Annotated in this window: 21 protein-coding genes; 11 read left to right on the forward strand and 10 right to left on the reverse strand. The window is 59.7% G+C overall.

The features are described 5' to 3' along the window. The first annotated feature begins 37 nt into the window (after window positions 1-37). Window positions 38-1,498, forward strand: coding sequence for an NAD(P)/FAD-dependent oxidoreductase (locus tag RM192_RS17690; protein WP_311508967.1), 1,461 nt, complete (start codon window positions 38-40; stop codon window positions 1,496-1,498). Window positions 1,499-1,513: 15 nt separating this feature from the next. Here the strand turns inward: RM192_RS17690 and RM192_RS17695 are convergent, their stop codons facing one another. Further along, entirely contained in the window at window positions 1,514-2,575 is a 1,062-nt protein-coding gene (locus RM192_RS17695) for a cyclase family protein (protein WP_311508968.1), read from the reverse strand. Window positions 2,576-2,681: 106 nt separating this feature from the next. On the opposite strand from RM192_RS17695, the gene RM192_RS17700 reads away from it, so the two are divergent. Genes RM192_RS17700 through RM192_RS17720 form a run of 5 tightly spaced genes read left to right on the forward strand, consistent with a single transcriptional unit; the run spans window position 2,682 to window position 6,425 of the window. Next, window positions 2,682-3,047, forward strand: a complete 366-nt coding sequence (locus RM192_RS17700) for a hypothetical protein (protein WP_311508970.1) — start codon at window positions 2,682-2,684, stop codon at window positions 3,045-3,047. Window positions 3,048-3,084: 37 nt separating this feature from the next. Beyond that, window positions 3,085-3,888, forward strand: a complete 804-nt coding sequence (locus RM192_RS17705; protein ID WP_311508971.1) for an enoyl-CoA hydratase/isomerase family protein — start codon at window positions 3,085-3,087, stop codon at window positions 3,886-3,888. 5 nt (window positions 3,889-3,893) lie between these two features. Further along, window positions 3,894-4,424 (forward strand): hypothetical protein, encoded by a 531-nt coding sequence (locus RM192_RS17710; RefSeq protein WP_311508972.1) that lies wholly within the window; start codon window positions 3,894-3,896, stop codon window positions 4,422-4,424. A gap of 22 nt (window positions 4,425-4,446) precedes the next feature. Further along, window positions 4,447-5,310: an enoyl-CoA hydratase gene (locus RM192_RS17715; RefSeq protein ID WP_311508973.1), complete on the forward strand. Its 864-nt coding sequence runs from the start codon at window positions 4,447-4,449 to the stop codon at window positions 5,308-5,310. A gap of 2 nt (window positions 5,311-5,312) precedes the next feature. Further along, window positions 5,313-6,425: an NAD-dependent epimerase/dehydratase family protein gene (locus tag RM192_RS17720; protein WP_311508974.1), complete on the forward strand. Its 1,113-nt coding sequence runs from the start codon at window positions 5,313-5,315 to the stop codon at window positions 6,423-6,425. Window positions 6,426-6,432: 7 nt separating this feature from the next. On the opposite strand, the gene RM192_RS17725 is transcribed toward RM192_RS17720, so the two are convergent. After that, the gene (locus tag RM192_RS17725; protein ID WP_311508975.1) at window positions 6,433-7,113 is read right to left on the reverse strand and encodes an SDR family NAD(P)-dependent oxidoreductase; all 681 of its coding nucleotides are present in this window, start codon (window positions 7,111-7,113) and stop codon (window positions 6,433-6,435) included. Window positions 7,114-7,280: 167 nt separating this feature from the next. On the opposite strand from RM192_RS17725, the gene RM192_RS17730 reads away from it, so the two are divergent. The 4 genes from RM192_RS17730 to RM192_RS17745 all read left to right on the forward strand — a co-directional run bounded on the left by RM192_RS17730 (window position 7,281) and on the right by RM192_RS17745 (window position 12,306). Then, window positions 7,281-8,084 carry an SDR family NAD(P)-dependent oxidoreductase gene (locus tag RM192_RS17730; RefSeq protein ID WP_311508977.1) on the forward strand — a complete coding sequence of 268 codons (804 nt, stop codon included), beginning with the start codon at window positions 7,281-7,283 and terminating at the stop codon, window positions 8,082-8,084. Beyond that, on the forward strand, window positions 8,084-8,926 hold the full coding sequence (locus tag RM192_RS17735; protein WP_311508978.1) for an alpha/beta hydrolase: 843 nt from the start codon (window positions 8,084-8,086) through the stop codon (window positions 8,924-8,926). The genes RM192_RS17730 and RM192_RS17735 overlap by 1 nt, the downstream gene beginning before the upstream one ends. Window positions 8,927-9,131: 205 nt before the next feature. After that, a complete protein-coding gene (locus RM192_RS17740; RefSeq protein ID WP_311508979.1) occupies window positions 9,132-10,655 on the forward strand; it encodes an MFS transporter in 1,524 nt (507 codons plus the stop codon). A 64-nt stretch (window positions 10,656-10,719) separates the two neighbouring features. After that, window positions 10,720-12,306, forward strand: a complete 1,587-nt coding sequence (locus RM192_RS17745) for an alpha/beta hydrolase domain-containing protein (RefSeq protein ID WP_311508980.1) — start codon at window positions 10,720-10,722, stop codon at window positions 12,304-12,306. Between the two features lie 24 nt (window positions 12,307-12,330). Here the strand turns inward: RM192_RS17745 and RM192_RS17750 are convergent, their stop codons facing one another. From RM192_RS17750 to RM192_RS17780, 7 genes are all read right to left on the reverse strand, one after another. Further along, the gene (locus tag RM192_RS17750) at window positions 12,331-12,537 is read right to left on the reverse strand and encodes a hypothetical protein (RefSeq protein WP_311508981.1); all 207 of its coding nucleotides are present in this window, start codon (window positions 12,535-12,537) and stop codon (window positions 12,331-12,333) included. Then, window positions 12,537-14,675 (reverse strand): molybdopterin-dependent oxidoreductase, encoded by a 2,139-nt coding sequence (locus RM192_RS17755; protein WP_311508982.1) that lies wholly within the window; start codon window positions 14,673-14,675, stop codon window positions 12,537-12,539. Before RM192_RS17755 ends, RM192_RS17750 begins: the two co-directional genes overlap by 1 nt. A gap of 3 nt (window positions 14,676-14,678) precedes the next feature. Beyond that, on the reverse strand, window positions 14,679-16,277 hold the full coding sequence (locus tag RM192_RS17760) for a GMC family oxidoreductase N-terminal domain-containing protein (RefSeq protein WP_311508983.1): 1,599 nt from the start codon (window positions 16,275-16,277) through the stop codon (window positions 14,679-14,681). A gap of 39 nt (window positions 16,278-16,316) precedes the next feature. Further along, complete coding sequence (locus RM192_RS17765) at window positions 16,317-17,069, reverse strand: SDR family oxidoreductase (protein ID WP_311508984.1); 753 nt, start codon at window positions 17,067-17,069, stop codon at window positions 16,317-16,319. Between the two features lie 13 nt (window positions 17,070-17,082). Beyond that, on the reverse strand, window positions 17,083-18,576 hold the full coding sequence (locus RM192_RS17770) for an aldehyde dehydrogenase family protein (RefSeq protein WP_311508985.1): 1,494 nt from the start codon (window positions 18,574-18,576) through the stop codon (window positions 17,083-17,085). Between the two features lie 52 nt (window positions 18,577-18,628). Next, the gene (locus tag RM192_RS17775) at window positions 18,629-19,675 is read right to left on the reverse strand and encodes an NADP-dependent oxidoreductase (protein ID WP_311508986.1); all 1,047 of its coding nucleotides are present in this window, start codon (window positions 19,673-19,675) and stop codon (window positions 18,629-18,631) included. A gap of 65 nt (window positions 19,676-19,740) precedes the next feature. Continuing rightward, complete coding sequence (locus RM192_RS17780; protein ID WP_311508987.1) at window positions 19,741-20,895, reverse strand: amidohydrolase family protein; 1,155 nt, start codon at window positions 20,893-20,895, stop codon at window positions 19,741-19,743. A 279-nt stretch (window positions 20,896-21,174) separates the two neighbouring features. Here RM192_RS17780 and RM192_RS17785 point away from each other — a divergent pair, with 279 nt between their 5' ends. Then, the gene (locus RM192_RS17785) at window positions 21,175-22,350 is read left to right on the forward strand and encodes an amidohydrolase family protein (RefSeq protein WP_311508988.1); all 1,176 of its coding nucleotides are present in this window, start codon (window positions 21,175-21,177) and stop codon (window positions 22,348-22,350) included. A gap of 134 nt (window positions 22,351-22,484) precedes the next feature. On the opposite strand, the gene RM192_RS17790 is transcribed toward RM192_RS17785, so the two are convergent. Beyond that, the gene (locus RM192_RS17790) at window positions 22,485-24,917 is read right to left on the reverse strand and encodes a TonB-dependent receptor domain-containing protein (RefSeq protein WP_311508989.1); all 2,433 of its coding nucleotides are present in this window, start codon (window positions 24,915-24,917) and stop codon (window positions 22,485-22,487) included. Window positions 24,918-25,101: the final 184 nt, after the last annotated feature.

The raw sequence follows: 25,101 nt of genomic DNA on the forward strand, positions 1-25,101 counted from the left end.
CCGGCTTTCGCACATAAAACGATAGGATACCTGTATCATGGCCGAAAAGAGCCTTCGCACCATCATCATTGGCGCCGGAATGGCGGGCATGCTTGCCGGAATCAAGCTGCTCGAACGCGGCGAGACCGACTTCGTCATTTATGAAAAGGGCGCTTCGGCAGGCGGCACCTGGCGTGAAAACACTTATCCGGGCCTTGCCTGCGACACGCCTGCGCACAGCTATTCCTATTCCTTCGCGCTCAACCCGGAATGGAGCGCGTTCTATGCGCCGGGGACGGAGATCAAGGCCTACTTCGAAGGCATTGCGCAGCGCTATGGCCTTCTGCCCTATATCCGCTTCAACACCGAAATCGAACGCTGCGACTGGCGCGATGGCCGCTGGCACGTGACGACCAAGGCGGGCGATACCGATTCGTCGGACATTCTGGTGGCCGCCAGCGGCGTGCTGCATCACCCCAGCGTGCCCGCCATTCCTGGCCTGGAGGATTTCGAGCGCCCGTGGTTCCACAGCGCGCGCTGGGATCATTCGGTGCCGCTTGATGGAAAGCGCATCGGCGTGATCGGCAATGGATCAACCGGAGTGCAGATCGTGTCGGCACTTGCCAAGCGCGCGGCGCGCCTTGTCCATTTCCAGCGTTCACCGCAATGGATCATGCCCTGCCCCGACCTGCAATATACCGAAGCTGAAAAGCAGGCCTTCCGCGATGATCCCGAAAAGATCGAAGCCGTGCGCAACGGCCCGGATGCCGCTGCGCGCAAGGCACGTTTCACCGCCGCGATCATCGACATGGATTCGCCCGAACTTTCCGAAATTCAGGAAATCGTGGAAAAGAATCTGGAAGAAAGCATTCGCGATCCGGAGTTGAAGGAAAAGCTGCGGCCCAATTACCGCGCGGCCTGCAAGCGCATGATTTTTTCAGCCCACTATTACAACGCCGTGCAGGAACCCACCGTATTCCTTGAAAACAAGGCGATCGAGCGCGTCGAGGCCACCGGCATCCGCATGAAGGATGGCACGTTCCACGAACTGGACGTGCTGGCTGTTGCCACCGGATTCGACGTCGGCAAGTTTGTGCGGCCCATGAAGTTCTATGGCGAAGGTGGTATGGATCTTGACGAATTCTGGAAAAAGGGTCCGCGCGCCTATTATGCCGTCACCATCCCGCACTTCCCCAATCTGTGCCTGCTCAATGGCCCGACCGGCCCTGTCGGCAATTTTTCGCTGATCGATATTGCCGAAAAGCAGTGGGCCTATTTCGAACAGTTGGTCGACCTTGTCCGGTCCGGCCAAGCCAAGGCCGTCGCCCCGACAGAGGCTGCGCTCGAAACCTATGAAGCGGCGCGCAACAAGGATGCGATGCGAACGGTCTTTGCATCGGGCTGCAGCAGTTGGTATCTTGATGCCAATGGGGTGCCGCAAGTGTGGCCGTGGAGCTATGACCACTTCGTCGAAGTGATGCGCGCACCAGACTTGTCTGATTACGCGCTGGTGGCCTGAAGCCAGACCGTCCCCCTATACCGTCCCTACGCCTGTTACCGGTGAACCCACAGCACCGGGCAGGCGCAGCGGCGGCGCAGTAAACAGGAAACGGTTGCGGCCGTGGTCACGCAGCCAGTCGGCAAGATCGCTCAACAGGAACATCTCACCCAGCGGGATGCCCAGCTTAAACAGGCACAAGTGGTGCAGCGGCACGCGCACGCCATGCGCATCCTGACGCACGAAATCGGGCATGAATTCAACCGCTTCGTTATCGGATACCAGCGCCGCTACGCCGCTGTCTGCCACCCATTGCAACAGCCGCTCATCAAACCCGTCAAGGCCGGAACAACGGTGGGGATCAAACGCAGCACCTGCGTCGGCATATTGCGCCAGCAGCGCACGATCAAAGCCGGTGCGCAGACACAGCACATCGCCCGGTTCCACCGTAACCTTGTCGGCATCAAGAATCTGCATCAGCCGGTCGTACCCCACAGGCACCGCTTCCAGCCCGACATGGGCGAACAGATCGACCATCACGCCGCGCGTCTGCAGGCCGGTTTCGGCCATCCGTTCAATCCCCAGGGCAAAGGCCCCGTGCGGCCCCGGCACGGCTTCGCGCCCGTGCAAGTAATCAAACGGTCCGCAGACATGCTGGTTCGCGCGAAAGCCGTTGTAATAGGTCACTTCATCCGCGCCCTGTCCTTGGGCGTCAAATTCATACCCCATGTGGCACAACGCATCCCACTGGGTGGAATATTGCAGGCTGAGCGTCACCCGGTCATCGCAAACCACCTCTTTCATGCCGGGAATGGCGCGGCCATAGGGGTAATTGATCACCGGATCATCACCGCGCATCGAGAACGAGCGCTCTGGCGGAAAGCGGCGGGGGTTAAGCTGCGTGCGCGGACAATCCAGCGGCAGGGACAGACAGAAAGCGATGCCTTCACGCACCTCTTGTGCGGCGGCGCGGCGGTGAGCAGGGGTGATAAGGTTCAGCCGGCCAATCTGATCGTCAGGGCCGAAATCGCCCCAGTTCGATCCTTCTGGCCGCACCGCCCAGCGCTTGCCCGCTGCGGCTTGCGTTTCGTCACCCATTTCACGCCCTTTTCCCGTTGCAACGCCGCAGCATAATTGTGCAATCTCGCCCTAGCCAGCACAAATGCATGCGGCTATGTGCATTAGTGAGAGGAATCCCGAAGCGATGGCACGTTTTCATTACACCATCCTGTCGCGTGCGCACCCCGGCCGCGAAGAGGAATTTGTCGCATGGTACAGGGACCAGCACATCGCCGATGTTTGCCGCATGCCGGGCGTTGTCGGCGGGCAATTGTTCCGCATGGATTTCCAGCGTGTCTATGCGCTCGACGATGCCCCGCAGTGGACCTTGATGACGATTTATGAACTGGAAGGCGATGATCCTGAACCGATCATCGACAATATCCGCGCGGCGTCCGGCTCTGCCAACATGCCCGCCTGTGCCGCGCTGAACAAGGACGGCATGATCCAGGCCGCTGGCCACCTGATTGCCTCAGGCGGTGCCCATGCACCAGCCAAGGCCAGCCAATAATTCGCGCCGTGCGCGCACAAATTCCAAGGAGCCTCCAATGACCGAACAACCCCACCTTCTGGTCACGCAGGAAGATCAGATCCTGATCGCCACTTTCAACCGGCCTGAAAAGCTCAACGCCATGAGCATGCAATTGATGGCGCTGCTGGGCGAGGCGGTCGAACGTTTCCGCGATACGCCAGAGTTGAAGGTCATGCTGATCCGTTCCACAGGCCGTTACTTCTCGGCCGGAGCAGACCTCAAGGGCGACGGGGAACATTCGGTTGCTCCCAACACCGGCTCCGGCATTCGCGAAATGCACCGCCGCCTGCCCACGCGGATGCGCCAGATCTGGGACGAGATGGAAGCGATCGAGAAGCCGTTCGTCGTTGCGCATCAGGCCCGCTGCGTAGGCGGCAGCCTTGAAATGTCGATGTCCTGCGATTTCCGGCTTGCGGCAAAAAGCGCCAGCTATGCCTTTCCCGAAGCAAAGTTCGGCGTTCTGCCCGCCACCAATGGCGTCAGCCGCCTTGTCCGCCTGGTAGGCCCGCATTGGGCACGCCTGCTGATCACCGCGAACATGCCGGTCGATGCCGAAGAGGCGCGGATCATGGGGCTGGTTCACAAGATATTTCCGGACGAAACCTTTGAAGATGATGTCATGGCGTTTTGCCGCCACCTGACGCAGCAAAATGGCGAAATGATGGGCGCATCGAAGGTCGCTATCGAGCTTTGCAACGATCTGCCCGCGCATCAGGCAGCGTCTGTCGAACGCCTCGTCAACAGTTCGTTGATGCTGGGCGATGATTACAAGAAGCTGATGACGTCACACATCGCCAGCATCGGCTCCAAGAAGGGATAACCGCTATGTCAGCAGACCAGCAGGATACCTCGAAGTTCCAGATCTTCCGCGCAGCCGATGCCAAGGATCTTATGGAAGAAGGCTGCATGACGGTCGAACCGTTCAGCCCGGTGCAACGTGCCGGGATGGACAAACTGGTCGCGGCAGGTTTCATGGACGGCGATGAGGTGAAGGTTCTCGTCAATCTTCCCGGCTTCAGCCTGACACATGTGTGGTTCAAGAAAGACTACCCTCTGCCCCTGCACAGCCACGATGTTGACTGCCTCTATTATATCATCGCAGGCAGCATCAAGCTGGGCACCGAAACGCTGGGCGAGCGTGACAGCTTCTTCATCCCCACCGGCGTTCCATACACCTACAAACCGGGGCCGGATGGGGCCGAATTGCTCGAATTTCGCCACGCCACCCACTTCAACTTCGTCAATCTGGCGAAGGGCGAAGCGTTCTGGGAAAAGGCTGCGGCCATTGCTGCTGAAAGCCGGGCAGACTGGCAAACTGCCGTGCGCCCCACATTGAATGTCCAGACAGACGCCTGATCCGCAAGCAGGAAACATTGATATGACCGAAACCACGATCCGTTACGAAAATCCTGCAGAAGGCGTCGCCCGCATCGTTCTGGCGCGCGCGGACAAGCATAACGCCATCAATCCGCAAATGATCTTCGAGGTGAACGAAGCCTTCAACCGCGCGGTACGCGATGAATCGGTGAAAGTGATCATCCTTGGCGCTGATGGCCGCAATTTTTCGGCAGGGCACGACATTGCCGATACGGTCGAAAAGTATCAGCAATCGGTGCAGGCCGGCTCACCCGGCGTCAGCAGCTGGAGCGACTTTACCGAGGAATATACCCACGGTTGGTATGCCGCCGAAAAGGAAGCCTACCTTGAATCCGCCCGTCGCTGGCGCAACCTGTCCAAGCCGACGATCTGCACCGTGCAGGGCAAATGCATTGCCGGCGCGCTGATCTTTGCATGGGTGTGCGATATTATCGTGGCCTCAAAAGATGCGCTGTTTTCCGATCCGGTGGTCACGTTTGGCGTTTCCGGCGTCGAATGGCTGGGCCACCCGTGGGAACTGGGCGCGCGCAAAGCCAAGGAATTCCTGTTCACGTCCGATACGTGGAGCGCCGATGAAGCGCACCGTCTGGGCATGGTCAACCATGTCGTCGAACGTGAAAACCTTGACGAATTTGCGCTGGCGATGGCCAAGAAGATTGCAGGCAAGCCCGCCTTTGCGCTGAAGCTTGCCAAGGAAGCGGTCAACAAGACGCTGGATATTCAAGGGCAGATGAACGCCATCGATCAGGCGTTTTCGTTGCATCACCTGTGCCACAACCAGAACTTCCGCAAGTTTGGCTATGGCATGGACACCAGCAACCTGCCCAGCCTTGCCAGTGCGCCGAAAAAGCCTGCCGACGCCTGAGAATGGCTCCGGTGGCCAAGCAGACATTGCTGGTTGCCGGAGCCAGCGGCGTCATCGGCACAAGCGCGGTTGAGCATTTTGCACAGTTGCCTGAGTGGGAGGTCATCGCCCTTTCGCGGCGGCCTCCCCGCGTGGCTGCAGGCTGCGATTTCCGGCATGTTCCGGTTGATCTGACAGACAGCGGTGCTTGTTCAAAGGCATTGGCCGCACTGCCACCTGTCACGCATCTGGTCTATGCCGCCGTGGCCGAAGCGCCGGGTCTGGTCACAGGCTGGCACGATGCGGCGCTGATGGCGCGCAATGGTGCGATGTTCGAAAACATCCTGCACCCTCTGGCAGCATCGGGCAGTTTGCAGCACGTCACTCTGCTGCAAGGGGCCAAGGCCTATGGCGCGCATGTCCACCCGATCACGGTGCCACTGCGTGAAGATGGCCCGCGCGATCCGCACCCGAATTTCTATTGGCTCCACGAAGACGCGCTCAGGAATGCGTCGGCGCAGGCCGCTTTCACCTTCACCATCTGGCGCCCGCAAGTGCTGATCGGAACCGCACCGGGCGCTGCGATGAACCCGCTGCTGCCCATCGCCGCCTATGCCGCGATTTGTCAGGAACGCGGCCTGCCGTTCTGTTTGCCAGGCGCAGGCGATGGCTTGTTGGAGCTGGTCGACAGCCAGCTTCTTGCCGAAGCGATGCACTGGTCCATGACGTGCCCAAACAGCACCAAACAGACCTTCAACATCACCAACGGTGACATATTTGTGCTCCGCCATGCATGGAACAGCCTTGCAGAGGCCATGCACCTGCCCGTTCACGGTGATGCAACCACCGACTTCGTGGCGTTCTTTGCCGAAGAGTCCAACCAGCAGGCGTGGACCGCGCTTGCGGAAAGGCACAGGCTGATCGAACCTTCACTGTCGGCTTTTCTCGGCCAGTCGCACCACTATCTCGACCTGCTGATCAGCCCGCGTCTGGCCGGGCGCGTGCCGGTGTTGCTGAGCACGATCAAGCTGCGGCAGGCAGGCTTTGCAGGCTGCCGGGACAGCCTGCGCACCATCTTGTCGGCACTTGCGCGGATGGCTGATCTGCGGCTCGTCCCACCGCTTCTGCGCGGTTGATCGGCGATCAGCCGCCGCGTGTGACGGGGATGAGCGCGCCCGAAATGGCGCGTGCTGCAGGCGACGCCAGAAACAGGATCACCTCGGCGATTGCTCCCGGCTGTACCCAAGTGGAGAAAACGGCATCGGGCATATCCGCCCGGTTGGTCGGCGTGTCGATGATGCTTGGCAGCACGGCGTTGACGGTGACCGTTTTGCCGGAAAGCTCTGCCGCAAGGGCTTCTGTAAGCCGGTGGACGCCTGATTTGCTGGCGGCATAAGCGCCCATGCCCATGCCGGCAGAAATCGCTGCTCCTGCACCGATGTTGACGATCCTGCCCTGTTCCGATTGCGTGAGCAAAGGCAGCGCGAGTTTGGTGATCGTGGCGTTGCTGACAAGGTTCATCGATTGCATGCGCAGCCAGGTGTCGATTGCCCCGTCTTCCAGCGTCTCCCAAGAAAATCCGCCAGCGACATTCACAAGCACGTCGATACCGCCATGCGCAGCATTGACGGCATCAAGCGCGGCCTGCGTTGCCACTGCATCGGTAAGATCTACGCCGCCAATGTCGAGCACTCCGGCGATCGGAGTGTGTGCGGTTTGCGCAAAATCGATGCGGCATACCGTGTCTCCGGCTGCAACAAAGGCTTCGGACACGGCTTGGCCCAGAACGCCAAATCCGCCTGTAACAATCACTGAACGCGCCATTTCAAACATCCCCTGCGATTTGGTCCGCTAAAGCCGGGCAAACGTAAAAATGCAATTGCACGATTGCAATAGTTTTGCCTCTGCTTACAAATTGGGTTGAAAAGCGGATGAGTTCAACGCGCTGATGCAGCGGCCAAAAGAGCCAAAACCGGTTGGGAGAAAACGAGATGTCGGGATTGCTGGGCCTTGAAGGCAAGCGCATTCTGGTGCTGGGTGGTGGCCTTGGGATGGGCGAGGCCACGGTCAAACTGATCGCCTCGCACGGTGCGCATGTAGCGGTGGTTGATCGTGAACTGGAACGCGCACAAAGCGTAGTGAACGAGGTCGTGGCTGCAGGCGGCGTGGCGGTGCCCTTTTCCTTCGACGTGCTGGATGATGATGCGCTGGTGGCTGGAATCGCGGTGGTCGAACGCGATTTCGGGCCGCTGGATGGGATGGCCAGCATCATCGGCATGGCCGCATGGGGCCTGCTGGTTGATATGGACATGGCAACCTGGGACGAAGATCAGGACCGCAATCTGCGCTACTTCTTCCTGGCCGCACGAGAAGTGGCGCGCAGCATGATGGTGCGCAAGGTAGACGGATCGATCGTCTGTGTTGCCTCGGTCGACGGAATGCGCTCAGCCCCGCATCACGGCGCATACGGCGCGGCAAAGGCCGGGCTTATCAACCTGGTGCGGACAATGGCGGCGGAATGGTCGCCTTACAACATCCGCGCCAATATTGTTGCCCCCGGTCCCATCGTGACTCCGCGCATTCCCCATCGCGGTGATGCAGAAGAGCGCAAGATGATGGTAAACGTGCCGATGCACCGGCGCGGTACGGTTGAAGACATTGCCAAGGCCATTGCCTTCTTCCTGTCCGACATGTCGCCTTATGTCACGGGCCAGACATTGGCCGTTGATGGCGGATCATTGGCAACCAATCCTTTCTTCCCGCTGGCCGAAGGGCACGGCGCGGACGGCAACTGATGTCCGCACTCACCGGGATGGCACCCCCGCCCGAATTGCTGGAACGCCGCGCCGCCATCAGCGCGGCTGTAGCGGCGGGATATTTCCGCACTGATCCCGTTGCGGTTGAAATCCGGATTGCAGGCGTGCGTTGCCTGCGCTTTGCTGCGCCTGGAACGTCGCGCGGAACGGTAATGCACCTGCACGGCGGGGCTTTTCGGATGGGATGCCCCGAACAGGTGGGGCCGTTTGCCGCAGCGCTGGCAGAACGGTGCGGGGTCGATGTCATTTGCCCGGCCTATCGGCTTGCGCCAGAACATCCCTTTCCCAGCGGTGTAGACGACGGCATGGCTGTGCTGGCAGCACTGGCAGGGCAGGACCAACCGTTAGTGGTTTCGGGCGATTCTGCTGGTGGCGGGCTGGCAGCCTGTCTGGCCGCGCGAAGCCATGAACGCGGGCACAAATTGGCCGGTCTGGTCTTGCTGTCGCCGTGGCTTGATCTCACCATTTCCAGCCCAAGCTATCAGGTCAACAGCCAGTCTGACCCGCTGTTCTCGGCAGAATCGGCGGCGGCGGCGGCGGCGCTTTATCTGCAGGGCCGCAATGCCGATGATCCTGCCGCATCACCGCTTCATGCAGACGTTGCGGGGTATCCACCAACGTACATTAATGTGGGCAGTGGCGAGGTCCTGCTGGATGATGCACGGGCGATGGCCTCCAAACTGCAACTGGCGGGCGTGCCGATAACACTGGTCGAGGTTGACGGCATGGACCATGTTGCCGTCACGCGCGGCCCTGATCTGCCGGGCAGCGCACACACTTTTGCGACCATGACGACATTTATCGACACCATGCTGCAATAGATCAGCAACACCAATCGCTTCGGCCATGCGCAAGTGGCAAAGGCGTTTGCAATGCACTTCACGAGATGCAATAGTTTAGGCAACGCTGCGCAAAGTGCGGCAAAATCAATTCGGAGAGGCTGCACCTGTGGCAGACATTAGCAATTTGGCAGCGCCCGCCGCCGCACCGCGAATACCGCGTTCCGCATATTTTGCCCTGTTCGTGTTGGTCCTTACCAACCTGTTCAACATGCTCGATCGGACGATCGTTTCGATTCTGGCACAGTCGATCAAGACCGATCTCAAACTTTCCGATGCCGATCTGGGCTTTCTGCTGGGAACGGCATTTGCGGTGTTCTACTCGGTCGTCGGCATTGCGATGGGCCGGATTTCGGATTTCGTTTCCCGAAAGAAGATGCTGGCCATCGGTTTGGCGCTGTGGTCGGTCATGACGGCACTTGGCGGCGCGGCCGTGGGCTTTGTCTCGCTCAGCGCAGCCCGCATCGGCGTTGGCGTCGGTGAAGCTGTGGCAAACCCTTGTTCGCACTCGCTGCTGGCCGATACCTTCCCCGCGCGCAACCGCGCATTGGCGCTGGGCACTTACCTGACCGGCACGTTCCTTGGCACAGCCACTGCACTGATCGTGGGCGGCCTGTTCGTGCAGAAATGGCCAAGCTTCTGCACCGCCATCCCGATTGGCGGCGTGTGCGATCTGGCTGGCTGGCAGGCTGCGTTGATCGCGGTCGGCACCCCTGGATTGCTGCTGGCCCTGCTGGTGCTGACGCTGCATGAACCACCCCGTCCGCAAACGTCGCAGCAAAAGCACTATGGCACGGTGCGCCTTATCATGCGCGAAATGGCAACCGCTTTCCCGCCATTCACGCTGTTTTCGATCTACGGCATCGGCGGCATGGCAGCGCTGAAGCGCAACCTGATGCTGATTGCGCTGATCACCGCAATCGCTACCGGCCTTATCCTCATCACTGGTGACAAGGCGCAATGGATTGCCTGCTCGCTTGGTGCTTACTCAATCGTCACGTGGGGCCAGGTACAGAGCTATGGCGACAAGCCGCTTTACCGCCTGACGTATGGCGATCCCACCTTCATGCTTGGTGTTCTGGCAACGGCGCTGGTCGCCTGCGTGATTGCCGGCATCAGCGTTTGGGCAGCACCGCTGGCGATGCGTTCATTCACCGATGTTTCGGCTGTGACCATCGGCGTTGGCATGGGCGTTATCTATGTCAGCGGCGCCATCATCGGTGTCGTGCTTGGCGGTTGGCTGACAGATCGCTGGAAAGCACGCGATCTGGCCGCTCCGCTCAACATGACGACCATCGCCCTGATCGGTCTGATCCCTTGCATTTCGCTGATCGTGTGGGCCCCAAGCCTGCCGATCTTCCTTGTCGCCTATTTCCTGCTCAGCATCTTTGCTTCGCTGTGGAGCGGTGGCATTGCGGCGATGATCCAGGATCTTGTCCTGCCGCGCATGCGCGGTGCAGCAGCAGCCAGCAACGCACTGGTCGCCATCGTCGTGGCATCGGGCATCGGTCCGTACTGGACCGGCAAGGTCAGCAATATGACCGGATCGCTCGGCACGGGTATTCTCAGCATTCTGTTGCTGGCCCCGATTGCCCTTGTCCTGCTGGTCATTGCAGGACGCAGGTTGCGCCACGAAACGCCCGAACGGCGTCTGGCCATCGCCAACGAAGCGGGTGAACAAGAAGGCTGGAAAGCCAAGCCTGCAAAATAAAAAACATATCATGGCGGGAACAGGCGTTCCCGCCATTTTTACATCAGCGCTGGGAGATGGTGCAATGACGGTACGGGCAAGGCTTGCATTTGTAGCCATCGGCATGGTTGCGTTTTCGCCCCCCGCTCTGGTCAATCCCGCATTGGCGCAAAAGGCCGAGGCACCCACTCTGCCCAGCGTATCGGCCCCCATTCCCGTCACGGCCCAGTCCCGCCCGTTTCTCGGCGCTCCTGAAGCGGTGGCAAAAGCGGGCTATGTCGAAGAAGAATTCTTCCTTTCCGGCATGGGCCATACGTATGATTGGGACGCCAATGGCACGTCGGTGAAAGCCATTTCCGGCCCCGGAAAATACGTCACGCGCATTCTGGTGCGCCGCCCGCGCGATGCTGCAAGGTTTGGCGGCAATGTCGAAGTCACGATCCTCAACGCCAGCTTGAACGTCGATCTTGGCGGGCCAACCGACTTTGCCCAATTGGCACAACGCGGCGATGTGTGGATCGGGATTACGTCAAAAGCGATTACGGCCAACGCCCTGAAGAAGTTTGATGCCGCGCGTTATGCCCCGCTTGATTGGAGCAATCCGGCGCCTGCGGCCAACCGTTGTGCAAATCCCACGATGATCCCGCCCTATATGGCTGGCGGCAAAGAGGTGATCGAGGCCATGACCAAGGCCGGGATCAGGAACAGCTGGCCCGAATATGAAGACGGGCTGGTCTGGGACATGATCGGCCAGCTGGGGCTCCTGCTTAAAAGCGAACAGCGCGATGCTGTCCTGCCCGGCTTTGCGCGCCCACGTCTGTTCATGACCGGGTTTTCCCAATCGTCCATTTACATCCGCACCTGGGTGGCAGGATTTCACAACCGCTATCGCACGCCAGATCGAAAGCCTGTTTATGACGGCTATCTGGCCATCGTCGGCCCGGCGATGATCCGCATAAACCAGTGTGCACAAGACATCGCGCTTGAAGACCCGAAACAGAAACTGGCCGCGCCAGATGTTCCGTTCATCTCGCTCTCTTCAGAAGGCGAAATGTGGCAGGCGCGCCATACCCGCCAGCCAGACCGTTTCACGCGGCGCGGCGGGATTGTCAGTTATGAGGTGGCGGGTTCATCGCACATGGCCACCGACATTCCCGGTCGCGGGCCTGATCCGATGATGTTCGCGCCCATCCCCGATATGATCAAAGCCGGAGCGGCCTTGGGCGGAGCAGCGCCCAACCCGTCATTGTTGCCCAAGGACGCCAAGCCGAACGACTTTACCTGGCAACCGATTGTACGCGGCGCCTATGCCAATCTGCTGGAATGGGCCCGCACAGGCAAACGGCCGCCACGCGCGCCCGGCATCGCACTGGACGACAAGCTTGAGATCGTCCGCGATGCCGATGGCAATGCCGTGGGCGGCGTGCGCTCTGCCTATATCGACGTGCCCGTTGCGTCGCATACCGGATATCTGACGGCTGGCGGCATGGGCGGCGTGACCGGAGCCAAGCGGGCGTTTCCCGCAGACAAACTCAACGTCCTGTATCCAACGCCTGCCGATTATGCTGCGAAGTTCACGGTGCGGACCGAAAAGATGCTCAAGGACCGCTGGATCACCGCTGATGACGCCAAGGCGATGATCGCAGCGGCAAAATCTGCAAAACTGCCCTGACGCATTCAGGGCAGTTTGCCGGCATCAATGTTCGTGATCGTCGTCGGCATCGTCTGGCGGCGTGCACAGGATCGTCCATGCTTCGAACAAGGATGACCGCGCCCGCTTGATGGCATTTGCCGCCGCCGGATCAATCGGCGTCAACCGGACGATCAAATCGACTAGCGCATCGTTTGCATCATAAGTTTCGCGGCGCAGGGCGATCCGCAGTTCATCATCTTCTTCAGGCATCAGCATTCTTCCGCAAGGGGTGTGGCGAGGGGTATGGACAGGTCTGGTTGCAGCGTCACCAGCGTACCATTCAGGCGGGGCACGGCGGATAGCGGGTCAAGGTCTGCATCGCTGACCAGCTTGTTGCGATCATGGCCGTGCCGGAAAACTTGCGCCGAGGTGGCAGGATCAAACAGCGGCGAACCCCACCCTTGCGCCAGCACCACAATGCCGCGCCGCACATCGTCCGAAAGAACGGCGCGCGCGCTGATCTTGCCCGTGTCCGACGTGACGAGAAGCGCATCACCCTGCGCAATGCCGGCATCTTCGGCATCGACGCGGTTGATCTCGATCGTTTCGGCGGTGTCATCGCGCCCGATGCTGCCTGATGATTCGGCCAAAGACGCATTCATCATGCCGTTGCGCCGCCGTGAAATGATCCGGTAGCTGCCGGCAGGGGGCCTGCCGACAAGGCGATCCCCGGCAAGCACGGCTGCCAGTTCATGTGCCAGTTGATCCGGGCAAAGCTGTACCTTGCGGCCTTCCTTGCTGAAATAGGACAGGAAATGCCCCATCGTCCGTTCGCCGTAAAGCAAGCCGTGCGGTGCTGCGCGCACATCATCGAGCGTTATGCTGCCTGACTGTGCGATCATGCCGGCTGCCATATCATCTGGCGATGCCACGTGCCCACCAAACACCGGCTTGCCCATCGCGTCAGCCAGATCACGATAGAACGTCCATTCGGGGCGAACCCCCGGCGGAGGTGCCACAACCGCCCGTGACGCCTGAATGAACGGCTTGTCGTTATAGCTGTGCAGCGCGACGTGGCATTCATCACGTTCCAGGAAATGCACGGCAGGGATCAGCCAGTGCGCATCGCGGTGGCTTTCCCGCTGGAACAGATCGACGCTGACCAGCAGATCAAGCTTGCCCAGAGCACTCGCCAGTTTTGCGCCACCAGCGCCTGTCGAAACGGGGTTGCCCCCGCCGATGATCAGCGCGCGGATTTGCCCATCGCCCGGCGTAGTGATCTCATCTGCCAGTTCGGCCAGGCTGTATTGCCCCACCACGGTTTCGATCCCGCGCACGCGGCTGCGGCGCTTGGGCTCTTTGCCGGCATTGGCCATCGGCAGATTATAGGGCCAGTTCGGCGCAAAACGCCCGCCTTCGCGGTCAACCCGGTCGGTCAGCACGTTCAGCGCCAGCGTCAGCCAATGCGTCAGTACGCCGTGCCGTGCCAAAGCCGGGCCGGTTCCGGCAAAAGCAAACGCGCGCTTTGCACCGGCAAATCCGCGCGCAACGCTGGTGATGTCATCGGCAGGAACATCGCAAATCTTGGCAAGTTGGCCGAGCGTGATCGACGCCGCCATTGCGCGAAGCTCGCCCAAGCCTTCAACCACCAATTCGGGCGGAAGCCGTTCACGCCCTTCATCAAGGATCACCTTGATGACGCCAAGCAGAAAGGCCCAGTCCGTTTCAGGCATGGCAGCAACATGGCGCGTGGCCCCTGCGGCAGTTTCGGTCCGGCGCGGGTCTACGACGACAATCTCCGCACCCGCCTTTGCGCGGTCTTTCAGCCGTCGCCAGCCATTGGGCACTTTACCGCCCCAGTTGAACTTGCTCACCGCAGGATTGGTGCCGATCAGCAGCGCATAATCGGTGGAATCAATATCCGGGATCAGCGCCAGCGTTTCCAGCCCGAACACATGATCGCAAGCCACGTGCTTTGCGTTGCTGTCAATCGACTGCACGCCATAGCGCTGGTTCGTACCGATGGCCGCAAGCAAGCCGAAGTGCCATGCCGCTGCGCCTGCGCTGAAACCCATCGGATTGCCCAGATACCCGGCAACGGCGTCCTTGCCATGGGCGTCGATGATGGCTTGCAGACGCGTGGCAATATCGTCCACCGCTTCGGCATATGTCGCCTCGACATAGCGGTCGCCCACCCGCTTCATCGGCGCCTTCACGCGATAGGGGCTTGCCGCCACTTCATGGGATTGCTGGCCCTTCACGCAGAAATCGCGCCAGGTATAGGGGTTTTGCTTGTCCGGGCGGATCGATTGGATCACCCCGTCCTGTACCTGTGCTTCCAACCCGCACAGTTGTTCGCAGATCAGGCAATGGGTGAAAACCGTTTGCGGTGCGCTGTGCTGTGCCATGGTTCAGGCCGCGTCTTCGCGGATCAGGTCTGCGGCTTTTTCGCCGACCATGATCGCAGGTGCATTGGTGTTCGCAGAAGGCATGATCGGCATGATCGACCCATCTGCCACACGCAGCCCCTTCACGCCGCGCACGCGCAAGCGCGGATCGACAACCGAGCGATCATCCCCGCCCATCCGGCATGTGCCCACCGGATGATAGCCGATGCCCGATGTATTGCGGATGCGCGCTTCCCATTCGGCATCGTCACGCGGACGTTCCGCAGGCGCAATCCTGCCGGTCATGTGTTTGGCAAAGCTTGGCGCATGAAGGATGTCATCCACCGCTTTCAACCCCCGGACAAGCGCCGCCATGTCTTGGGGATCACCCAGCAGGCGGTGGTCAATCACGGGCGCATCCGCCGGATCAGCGCTGCGCAAGCGGATTTCACCCCGGCTGCGCGGTTTGGCGACATTGGTGTAAACCACAATGCCGGGCTTGTGATAGGGTTTGCGCGTGGCCGGATCAAAGGAAAAGGCGCCAAACTGCAGCTTGATGTCCGGTTCGGCAAGGCCGGGTTCGGAACGCAGGAAAGCCATGCCTTCAACCGGCGTCATCGACATGATGCCACGGCCTGCCAGCAGATATTGAATCACGCCCTTGGCCAGATGCAGTGGGCCCATCGTCATGTTGACCGTGGGAATATCCACCGACACGCTGGTCTGGACGCTGGCATGTTCCTGCAGGTTCTTGCCCACTTCAGGGGAATCAACCTGCACGGCTATGCCCATTTTGCGCAGTTCCTCGGCAGGGCCGATGCCCGACCGCAGCAGGATGGCCGGCGATGCCATGGTGCTGGCGCTGATGATAACCTCGCGCCGCGCAGCCACCTGATGAACGATGCCGTCCTTCACATATTGCACACCGGTGGCCTGGCCATTTTCGATCAGCACCTTGTCCACCAATGCACCGGTGATGACAGTGAGGTTGGGGCGCTTCATGGCTGGCTGCAGGAACGCCAGCGCAGCGCTGGAGCGCTGGCCGTTACGCTGTGTGACATAGGCGATGAACGCCCCGTCGACATCGCCAGCGCAATAATCATCAACCTTGCGCATACCCAGATCAGCGCAAGCATCGACAAAGGCATGGGACAACGGATGAACCTTGCGCGGCAGTGCGACACCCAGCGGGCCTTCTGTGGAATGTGATTGGCTGGGCGCGCCATCAAAGCCTTCGGACCGTTTGAAATAAGTCTGGACATTGTTCCAGCCCCAGCCTGTGCAGCCCAGATCCTTTTCCCAGCTATCGTAATCGGCGCGCGAACCGCGAATGTACATCATGCCGTTGATGGAAGAACCACCGCCCAGCATCTTGCCGGCCGTCCACATCACCCGCCGCCCGTTCAGCGATGGGTCGGGTTCGGTCATGTACATCCAGTCGGCAGTGGGTTTGCCCAGCAGCTTGTAGGAACCCGACGGCATCTTGACCAGAAAGCCATCGCCCGGGCCACCGGCTTCCAGCAGGATGACCGAGCAGTTCGGGTTTTCGGACAGACGACTGGCCAGAACGCAGCCTGCGCTGCCTCCGCCCGCAATCACGTAATCGGCTGTCTTGGTACCCATGGCGTGTTCCTGTCCCTCAATGGTGTGCGCCTGATTGGTTCAGGCGTTCAATCCGCCGTTTATGCTGATCACTTGTCCCGTGATCTTGGCTGCCCCGGTTCCACACAGGAACAGGACCATCGGCGCAATATCTGCGGGCGTTGGCAGGCCAAGGCCAGCGCGGTCCCGTGCAGCGCCTGCGCGCGCGGCATGGGCTTCGAATACCGGTGTTTCCGCCACAAAGCTGGGCGATATGCAATGCACCCTCACCCCCTGCCGCGCCACTTCAAGCGCAAGATTGCGCACGAAGGTCATTATGCCGCCAAAAGCCGCCCCAATCACCGCCTGCCGGGGCGAGGAAAACTTGCCTGCGTCCGATGCAAAGCCGACAATGGTGCCGCCTTGCTGCGCCAAATGTGGCAGGGCAGCATGGCACAATTGCGCAAAGCTGCCCAGGACAAGCGCGGCATGGCGCCCCATCTGGGCCGGATCAGCCGTTGCCAGCGGCCCCGCCACGCCCGATGCGCCGGTAATGCCGCAGTGGACAACAGCATCAAGCCTGCCCGCGGTGGCAACCACATGGCCCACCATTTCAGCAATGGCCTGTTCTTCGCGGAAGTCGGCAGGAGCGGCGATCAATCTGGCGTCCGGGGCGCGCTGAACCAACCGCTCCATTGCCACAGCAACAGTTTCAGGCCGCGAACCGTGCATGGCCACCACTGCTCCTGCAGCAGCGGCCTGCGCGGCGATCTCGAACCCGATGGCACCGCTGGCCCCGGTCACAAGGATCACGCTGCCTCGTGTCAGGGACATGGCTATGCCGCCGTCAGACGGCAGAACCGAGGTTCATCACTTGAACGTCCTGGAACGCGCGAATGCCTTCGACGCCGCGTTCACGGCCAATGCCGCTCATCTTGACGCCGCCCGATGACGAGTTGGCGCTGGCAAAGAAGGCGTTGACGTTGACTGTGCCGGTGCGCAAACGCCGCGCCACATCCAGCGCAGCCTTGGCGTCCTTGCCAAAGACATAGCCGGAAAGGCCAAGCGAGCTGTCATTGGCCATTTCGATGGCATGATCCACATCGCGGTAACCGATGACCGACACCACCGGCCCGAAGATTTCATCCTGCGCCGAAGGGTTCTTGTTGTCTGGCACATCAAGGATCGTCGGCTCAAAGAAGTATCCCGGACGGTCCGCGCGCTTGCCGCCTGATACGACCGTGGCGCCTGCTTCAACCGCCAGCTTCACATAGCGTTCGCAACGCAAGACTTGCGCTTCGCTGATGACCGGGCCCATCGTGGTTTCAGGATCGGTGGAATTGCCGATCTTGGCATAGGCCATGCTGGCGGCCATTGCGCCCAGAACCTTGGCTTTTTCTTCCTGCGGCACAAAAATGCGCGTGCCCAGAACGCAGCCCTGTCCGGCGTGCGCCATGCATACGCCGATGGCGGCGCTGTATGCAGCTTCAACCCGGTCCGGCAGGAAAATCTGCGCGGACTTGCCGCCCAGTTCCAACTGCAACCGCTTCATCGAAGGTGCCGCCTGGCCTGCAACAATGCTGCCAACTTCGGTCGATCCGGTGAAGCTGACCATGTTGACAGCCGGGTCCGTCGTCAACAATTGCGCGCCTTCCGCTCCGCCTTCGGCCAGAATGCTCAATACGCCTTCGGGCAGGCCAGCTTCTGCAGCGATTTCGGCCAGCGCCAGCGCGCTCAGCGGTGTCAGCGGGCTGGGACGCAGGATCACGCAGTTGCCCGTGGCGAGCGCAGGCATGATCTTCCAAAGGTTGATGTGCAGCGGGAAGTTGTAGGCCGAAATGGCAGCGACCACGCCCACTGGCACATAACGGCGGATGCTTTGGACAAAGCCGCCCATGTTGTTGATGCGTTCTTCAAGCGAGATCGGATTTTCTTCGATTTCCGGAAGCTTGAGGCACAAGTCCAGCATCACGTCCATTTGCGCCATTGGCGCGCCAACCTGTGCGTGCAAGGCGAACGATTTGATCGGCATGCCGGTTTCGGTCACGATCAGATCGCGCAGATCATCGGTCCGCGCCATGAACAGTTCAAGCAAAGCGCGCACTTTGGCCACGCGCACCTTTTGGGGTGTTGCAGCCCATTCGCCCTTGTCTGCCGCAGCCCGTGCGGCCGCGATGGCGGCCTTGGTCTGGTCCAGCGATGCGCCTGCAAATTCGGTGGTCACTTCGCCGGTTGAAGGGTTGCGCACCACCACTGGCGCGCCCTCACCTGCACACAGCGTGCCGCCGATCAGCATGCGTGTTGGCAGCCATGATCCTTGCGAAGTTGCCTGCGTTGCCAAAGTTCTTACTCCTGAAATTTCGTGATGGTAAAAGGGTTTGGAAGCTGGGCGATCAGGCCACTTTGACCACGACTTTGCCAGTCGTGCTTTTTTCGAACAAGTTCACTTGCGCTTGCGGCAGGTTTTCGATGCCTTCGACAATGTGCACTTCGGGCTTGATCGCACCGAGGGCCAGCAGTTCTGAAATTTCCTGTTCAAAGCCGGGGCGCAAGGCATCCTGCCCGTATTGGCTGAAGCCCTGTATGCGCACGCCTTTGCCCATCACCGCAAACAGCACCGCTGGCAGGCTGTCGGTCTGTGAGCCGGCGCTGGCATCCTGATATTGCGCCATCAGGCCGGAAATCAGGATCAACCCGCCATAGGCCATGAACGGTGCAACTTGCGCCATCATCGGCCCGCCGACATTGTCGAAATAGACATGCACGCCTTCGGGTGCCGCAGCGGCAAGCTGGCCTGCAAAATCGGGTGCGTTACGGTCAATTACGGCATCGTAACCGACAGTTTCGCGCAGATACCGCATCTTCTCAGCGCCGCCTGCGATGCCGACAACGCGGCCACCGCGCGCTTTGACCAGCGCGCCCACGGCAGAACCCACCGCGCCTGCAGCACCGCTGACAAGGATCGTCTGGCCAGGCTTTACCCCGCCTGCAACATTCAGGCCGATATAGGCAGTGAAGCCAGGCAACCCGCCGATACCAAGCGCGTTTTCCTGGCCGCCAAGACTTTGCGGTACACGGACCACACCCTGCCCGGCAGACACCGCATGGCTTTGCCAGCCAAAGCGGCCCTCGACGATGTCGCCCGCCTTGTAATCGGGATGTTTTGATTCGATGATTTCGCCCACCGCCGCGCCGGGAATAACTGTGCCCAGCGGCAAGGACGGCATGGCGCTGCTGCCCAGCGGCTTCTTGTCGATAAAGATGCGCAGCATCGGATCGACAGAAACAAATGTGTTGCGGACAAGGAAGCTGCCATCAGGCACTTTTGGCACGGGGAATTGTTCGACAGCGAAATCCGATGTCCGCAAATTACCCTCAGGGTAGCTTTGCAAAACCACTTTGGTTGCCATCGATGTATCCAGCGCCATATCCTTACCCATTCCCGTCTTATGTTTTACACGCAAAGCCGGGCCGCATCGTGGTGATGCGGCCCGGCAATGGTCGATTACAGATTGAACAGCTGCTTTGCGCGGCCACCAATGATCATGGCCTTGTCGTCTTCAGGAACGCCTTCGAACAGTTCCTCGATCTTCTGCATCGAATGCGGGAAGGTCGTTTCCGAATGCGGATAGTCCGAAGACCACATGATGTTGCCGGCGCCGGGCATGTCGCGCGTCAGAATGCCGACGCGATCATGGATGAACGAGGCATAGATATTGCGATCCATGTAGTAGCTTGGCGCATGTTCAAGCACGCTGTTCACCCAGTGGCGCTGCTTGTGCCAGGTTTCGTCCATGTAGTTGGCAGCAAATGCCAGCCAGCCGGTGCCGCTTTCGATCGACGCCAGTTTGAGGTCCGGGAAGCGCTGGAACACGCCGCCGTAGATCATGATGGCAATCGGTTCACCCATGCCAAACTTGGACATCAGCAAGTCCGAAAGGAAGAACTTTGGTTCGGTAAAGCGCACCGGACGTCCACCAAGGTGGATCGTCACGGGCATGCCGAGATCGCAGCAGGCCTTCCAGAATGGATCAAACTCAGGATCGGCATAAGACCGATCGCTGTTCATGTCGCCGGTGAGCGCACGGGTCTGGGCGTCCATCGCATTGGCGCCGGCAGTTGCCACCACCTTGCTCATCGGGAAAGCAGGGATGTTGACAGCCTTCAGGCCGCGCGCGGCAAAATCGCGCATCATCTTGATGGCAACATCAACGTCCTGCATCGGCACATAACCGACACCTGCAAAACGCTGTGGCGCATAAGCGCAGAAATCGGCCAGCCAGCGGTTGTAGGCATCGAAGCTGGCGATAAACAGCTCGTTGTTGGTGGTGCCAAGCGGGCCACCGCCAAACAGGATCGCGGCATCAATGCCGTCATGATCCATGTCTTCCAGACGCGACTTGGGCATCCAGCCACCGGTGCGGGCATCCGAGGCACGGCCATGCATCTTGAAATCCTTGCCTTCGCGACCGGCAAGAGCGCTGATCAGGTTCAGCTTGCGACGACGGCCTTCAAAGACAATGTAGTCACAATCTTCGCCATGTTCGAGTTGGGGCGCCTGATCGCGGAAATCGGCGGGCAGGTAATCGGCCCACATGTCGTGCGATGGGTTCACATGCGCGTCGGCATCCACGATGCGCAGCTTCGTTGCGATATTCACGTTGCGATCTCCCTTGATTTGATCTGAGTCAAATCTAAACCCGACAGTAGACTCATTCAAATATTAAAAATCGGTATTTCAAGACCTTCTTGATATGAATCGCTTGCTGAAATGCCGCTGCCCCACGCGGCGAGACTCTGTTGCGGATGAGGCCATTATAATGCGATTATCGTATTTCATTATTTGATCCGCATCAAGTCTGACCGCACAAACATATGGCATCTCCGTGCAATCGCCAGGCCGCAGCACATGCGGTTTTCAAGACAGGAGATGGATATCATGGCAACTGTTGAACTTTCCAAGCCGTTGCCCGCGCCAATCCCGCGCGGCAAATTCCGGATCGTCGATGCTGACGCCCATATTGATCCACCGCACACCTTCTGGGCAGAATATCTGCCAGCACACCTGACGGATCTGGCACCAACCATCGAAGAAGGCGACGAATGCGACTTCGTCGTGTTCGAGGGCCGCAAACGCCCGCTGATCATGCTGGCCAATCAGGCGGGCCGCGCCGGCCAGGATTTCAAGATCATGGGCAAGCTGGCCGACCTGCACGACAGCGTCACCCCTTCCCGCCGGCTTGCGGTGATGGACGAAGACGGCGTCGATGTGGAAGTGCTCTTTGGCGGCGGTCCATTGGGGACCGGCAATTCGGAACTCTATATCGAAAGCTATCGCGCTTATAACCGCTGGCTGGCCGACTTCTGCAATTACGACACGAACCGTCTGGCTGGCGTCGCCTATCTGCCGATGCGCGACATTGACGAATCGCTGACGCTGCTGCGCGAAGCGGTGGCTTTGGGGCACCGTTCGATCAACATTCCCGCCTTCCCGCAATCTACCGAAAAACTGGAAGCACAAATGGCGCAAGGCGCCGCGCTGACCGGTGATCCGATGAGCGAACGTGCATACTGGCACCCGGAATATGACCGATTCTGGGCCGAAGTGCAGGAACTGGACGTCACTGTAACCTTCCATCTGGGCGGGCGCGTTGCGCGGTTTGGCAACAAGGATCATTTCCTGTCGGATCTGGTGATGACCAAAGTTGCCATGGCCGAACCGCTGGCAATGGCCATTTTCGGCTGCCTGTTCGATCGTTTCCCCAAGCTTCGCTGGGGCATTATCGAAAGCGGCGTGGGCTGGATGCCATGGATGGCCGAATATATGGACCGCACATGGGAAAAGCAGCGCTTCTGGATCGGCAGCAAGCTGAAGAACCTGCCAAGCCATTACATGGATGAGAACATCTATGGATCGTTCATCAATGACCGGATGGGCTTCATGAATGTCGGCCTGCCCGGAGGACGCAATGTGATGTGGTCATCCGACTTTCCGCATTCCGAAACGACTTATCCCAATTCGCTGGCGGTGATCGCGCGCGATACGGTTGGCGTATCGGACGATGATGTGCGCTGGGTTGTGGGTGGATGCGCCGAGAAGTTCTTCAAGGTCTGAAGCCGTTTTGCCAATGATGAAAAGCCCGGACAGTCACGCTGTCCGGGCTTTTTCATGTCTGCCGATAGCGCACAAAAAAGCGCCCGGACGGTAAGGTCCGGGCGCGATTTGCAGGCTTTGGTTCAACGGAAGGATCAGAACTCGATGTTCAGATCCACACCGATGGTCCGGGCAGCGGTATAAGCTGCGCCAGTGATCGGGCCGAGGTTCAAAGCATAGTTGAAGTTCTTGTTATCGAACATGTTGCGCGACCACACAGCAAGTTCGGTCTGCACGCCACCTAGGTTGATGTCCTTAAGCGCAAGGCGGCCATTGACGATCCACGAAGCGGGCGTCTTCAGGACATTGCGGTTGAAGGCCTGGGTCGAGTTCCGGCCGCTAAGGATGATCTGCTCGTCCGTCCAGTTGGCATCGACGCGCGCCGAAAGGCGCATGTCGCCCGAGATTGGTTGCGTTTCATAAGCCGCACTCAAACTGGCGGTCCAGTCAGGCCGCAATGCTGGCGGAAATTCAAGCTGGCCTTGTGCATTAGGGCCGTTTGACGCGAGTAGCACGGGATTGACGTCATTGTAGGACGTCTTGGTGTAAGCCAAGCTACCACCCAGCGTCAGGCCCCGAACCGGTGCAGCAGTTAGTTCGAATTCAAAGCCCTTTGCCTTAACCGGCCCACCTTGTGGCAGAATGAACGTACCGATCACCCGCGCCAGCTGGATCTGGGTGGCCGAACCGTCATTCAGGCCGGGAATGCCCGCGGCCGCACCAACACCGTTCAGGTATGTTGCGAAGTTGGTGCCGCCCTGCGCCGTCTGGAAGTTCTTGTAAGTGACGGTGTAGACTGAAAGGTTGGTACGCAGACGGTTGTCGAACAGATCCGCCTTGATACCGGCTTCGAACGACCGTGCAGTTTCCGGTTCAAACGGAACACCGGCAACGGCGCCACCCGAAACGAACGCTGTCGAGAACTTGCCATAGACGAGGATGTCGTCATTTGGCTTGTAGTTCACGCCTGCCAGGAAGTTCGGCTTTGTCCGCTCGTAGGTGTAGGGGATAGAAAGCAGTCTCGCCAGCAGTTCATCAAGCGTGGCAATCGAGCCGGAAACGCGGCCAACATTGAGCGAGCCTGATTTCTTGTCACGCGTGATACGCGCGCCGAGCACGACATCAAGCTGTGGCGAAAGGTGGAATTCACCCTGCGCATAAGCCGCAATCGAATTAGCCCGTGACAAGGTCACTGCGGTCTGGCCCAAAGGAATCACGCCACCGGGATAGTTGGTGAACTGTGGCGTGGTCGTCAGGCCGGGGTTGCCTTCACGATCCTTTGACTTGAACCAGATGCCACCTGCGGTCAGCGTCATGAAATCAGAGTCATAGTTGATCTGGGTTTCGCTGCTCCACTGGCTACCTTGCGAGACAGGGTTGGTGGCAACAAACACCGCAGGGGCGCCGGTAAACGCAGCAGCGGTTGCAGCATTGACTGCCGGGGTTCCGCGAACAAACACCGCCGCATAAGTGGCAGCCGCAAGCGGGCTGAGTGTCACGCCGCTGATGCCGTCAAGTGCCGATGCTGCAAAGATATAGGTCTTGCGGTATGCGGTGATGTTCTTGATCGTGACGTTGTCGGCAACATCCCACGTCGTGGTCAGGCTGTGGCCGGTGGCGCGCTGCGTTGCCGGGACAACCCAGCCATTGCTGACTTCCTTGGGGCGCTTGCCATCAGAGGCAATGAACTTGGGGTCAATTGCAGCTGAAAGATAAGCACCGATGCCAGGGCTTGCAGCATCGAACCCGATCAGGCCGTTGCCGTCCGGTGTGCCTTCTTCGTTGTAATGGTCAAACTTGTAGACCATCTTGAAGGTATCGCTGGCTGCGAATTTAAGTGCAGCAAAATACGATGCGCCGTCTTTGGTGCCGAGGTATTTTGGTGAAACGCGCACGCCAAGGCCTTCGGGCGAACGTGAACGGTCCCACACTTGTCCGGCTGCAGCATTGGCGATGTCACCACGCTTGTAGTTGTGAACGTAGCTGAGGTAAGCGCTGAACGGGCCGATTTCGGGCGTGTCGACGCTCATCTGGAAGCGGAACTGATCGTAGTTGCCAACAGTGGCGCGCGAACGAACCTTCATTTCGCCCGATGGATCGCGGGACGTAACGCTGACCGCGCCTGCGGTTGCATTGCGACCAAACAGCGTGCCCTGTGGGCCGCGCAGCATTTCGATACGCTCAACATCGGGAAGATCGAAAATCGAGCCGCGCGGTGATGAGATGTATACGCCGTCAAGATAGACAGAGACCTGCTTGTCCGAACCGGGAACAACGCCATAGCTGACGACGCCGCGCAGCGAGAACGACGGAATCTGTGAACCGCCGGCGGCAGGACGAACTGTTACGCCCGGAGCAAGGCCGGAAAGATCGTTCACCGTTGTAACGCGGTTGGCCAGCAGCGTTTCGCGAGACAACGCCGTAACGGCGATTGGCACATCCTGCATGCTTTGCGCACGGCGCTGAGCAGTAACGATGATTTCTTCGAGACCACCATTCGCGTCATCGGCAGCTGTATCTTGTGCCATCGCTGAAACCGATGCAAGGCTGGCCGGCATCATTGCTGTACAAACCAACATGCGGGTTCGCTTGGTAAAGTTCTGTTGCTTCATGCTTCCACTCCCATCGATTTTTATTACGTCTGCCGTCAGATGATACTCTGCACAATTGCTGCAGAATTCAAAAAGAATCCACGCAACGGACGTATCACCC

This window comes from Novosphingobium sp. MMS21-SN21R, from assembly GCF_031846015.1.
Taxonomy (GTDB): Bacteria; Pseudomonadota; Alphaproteobacteria; order Sphingomonadales; family Sphingomonadaceae; genus Novosphingobium.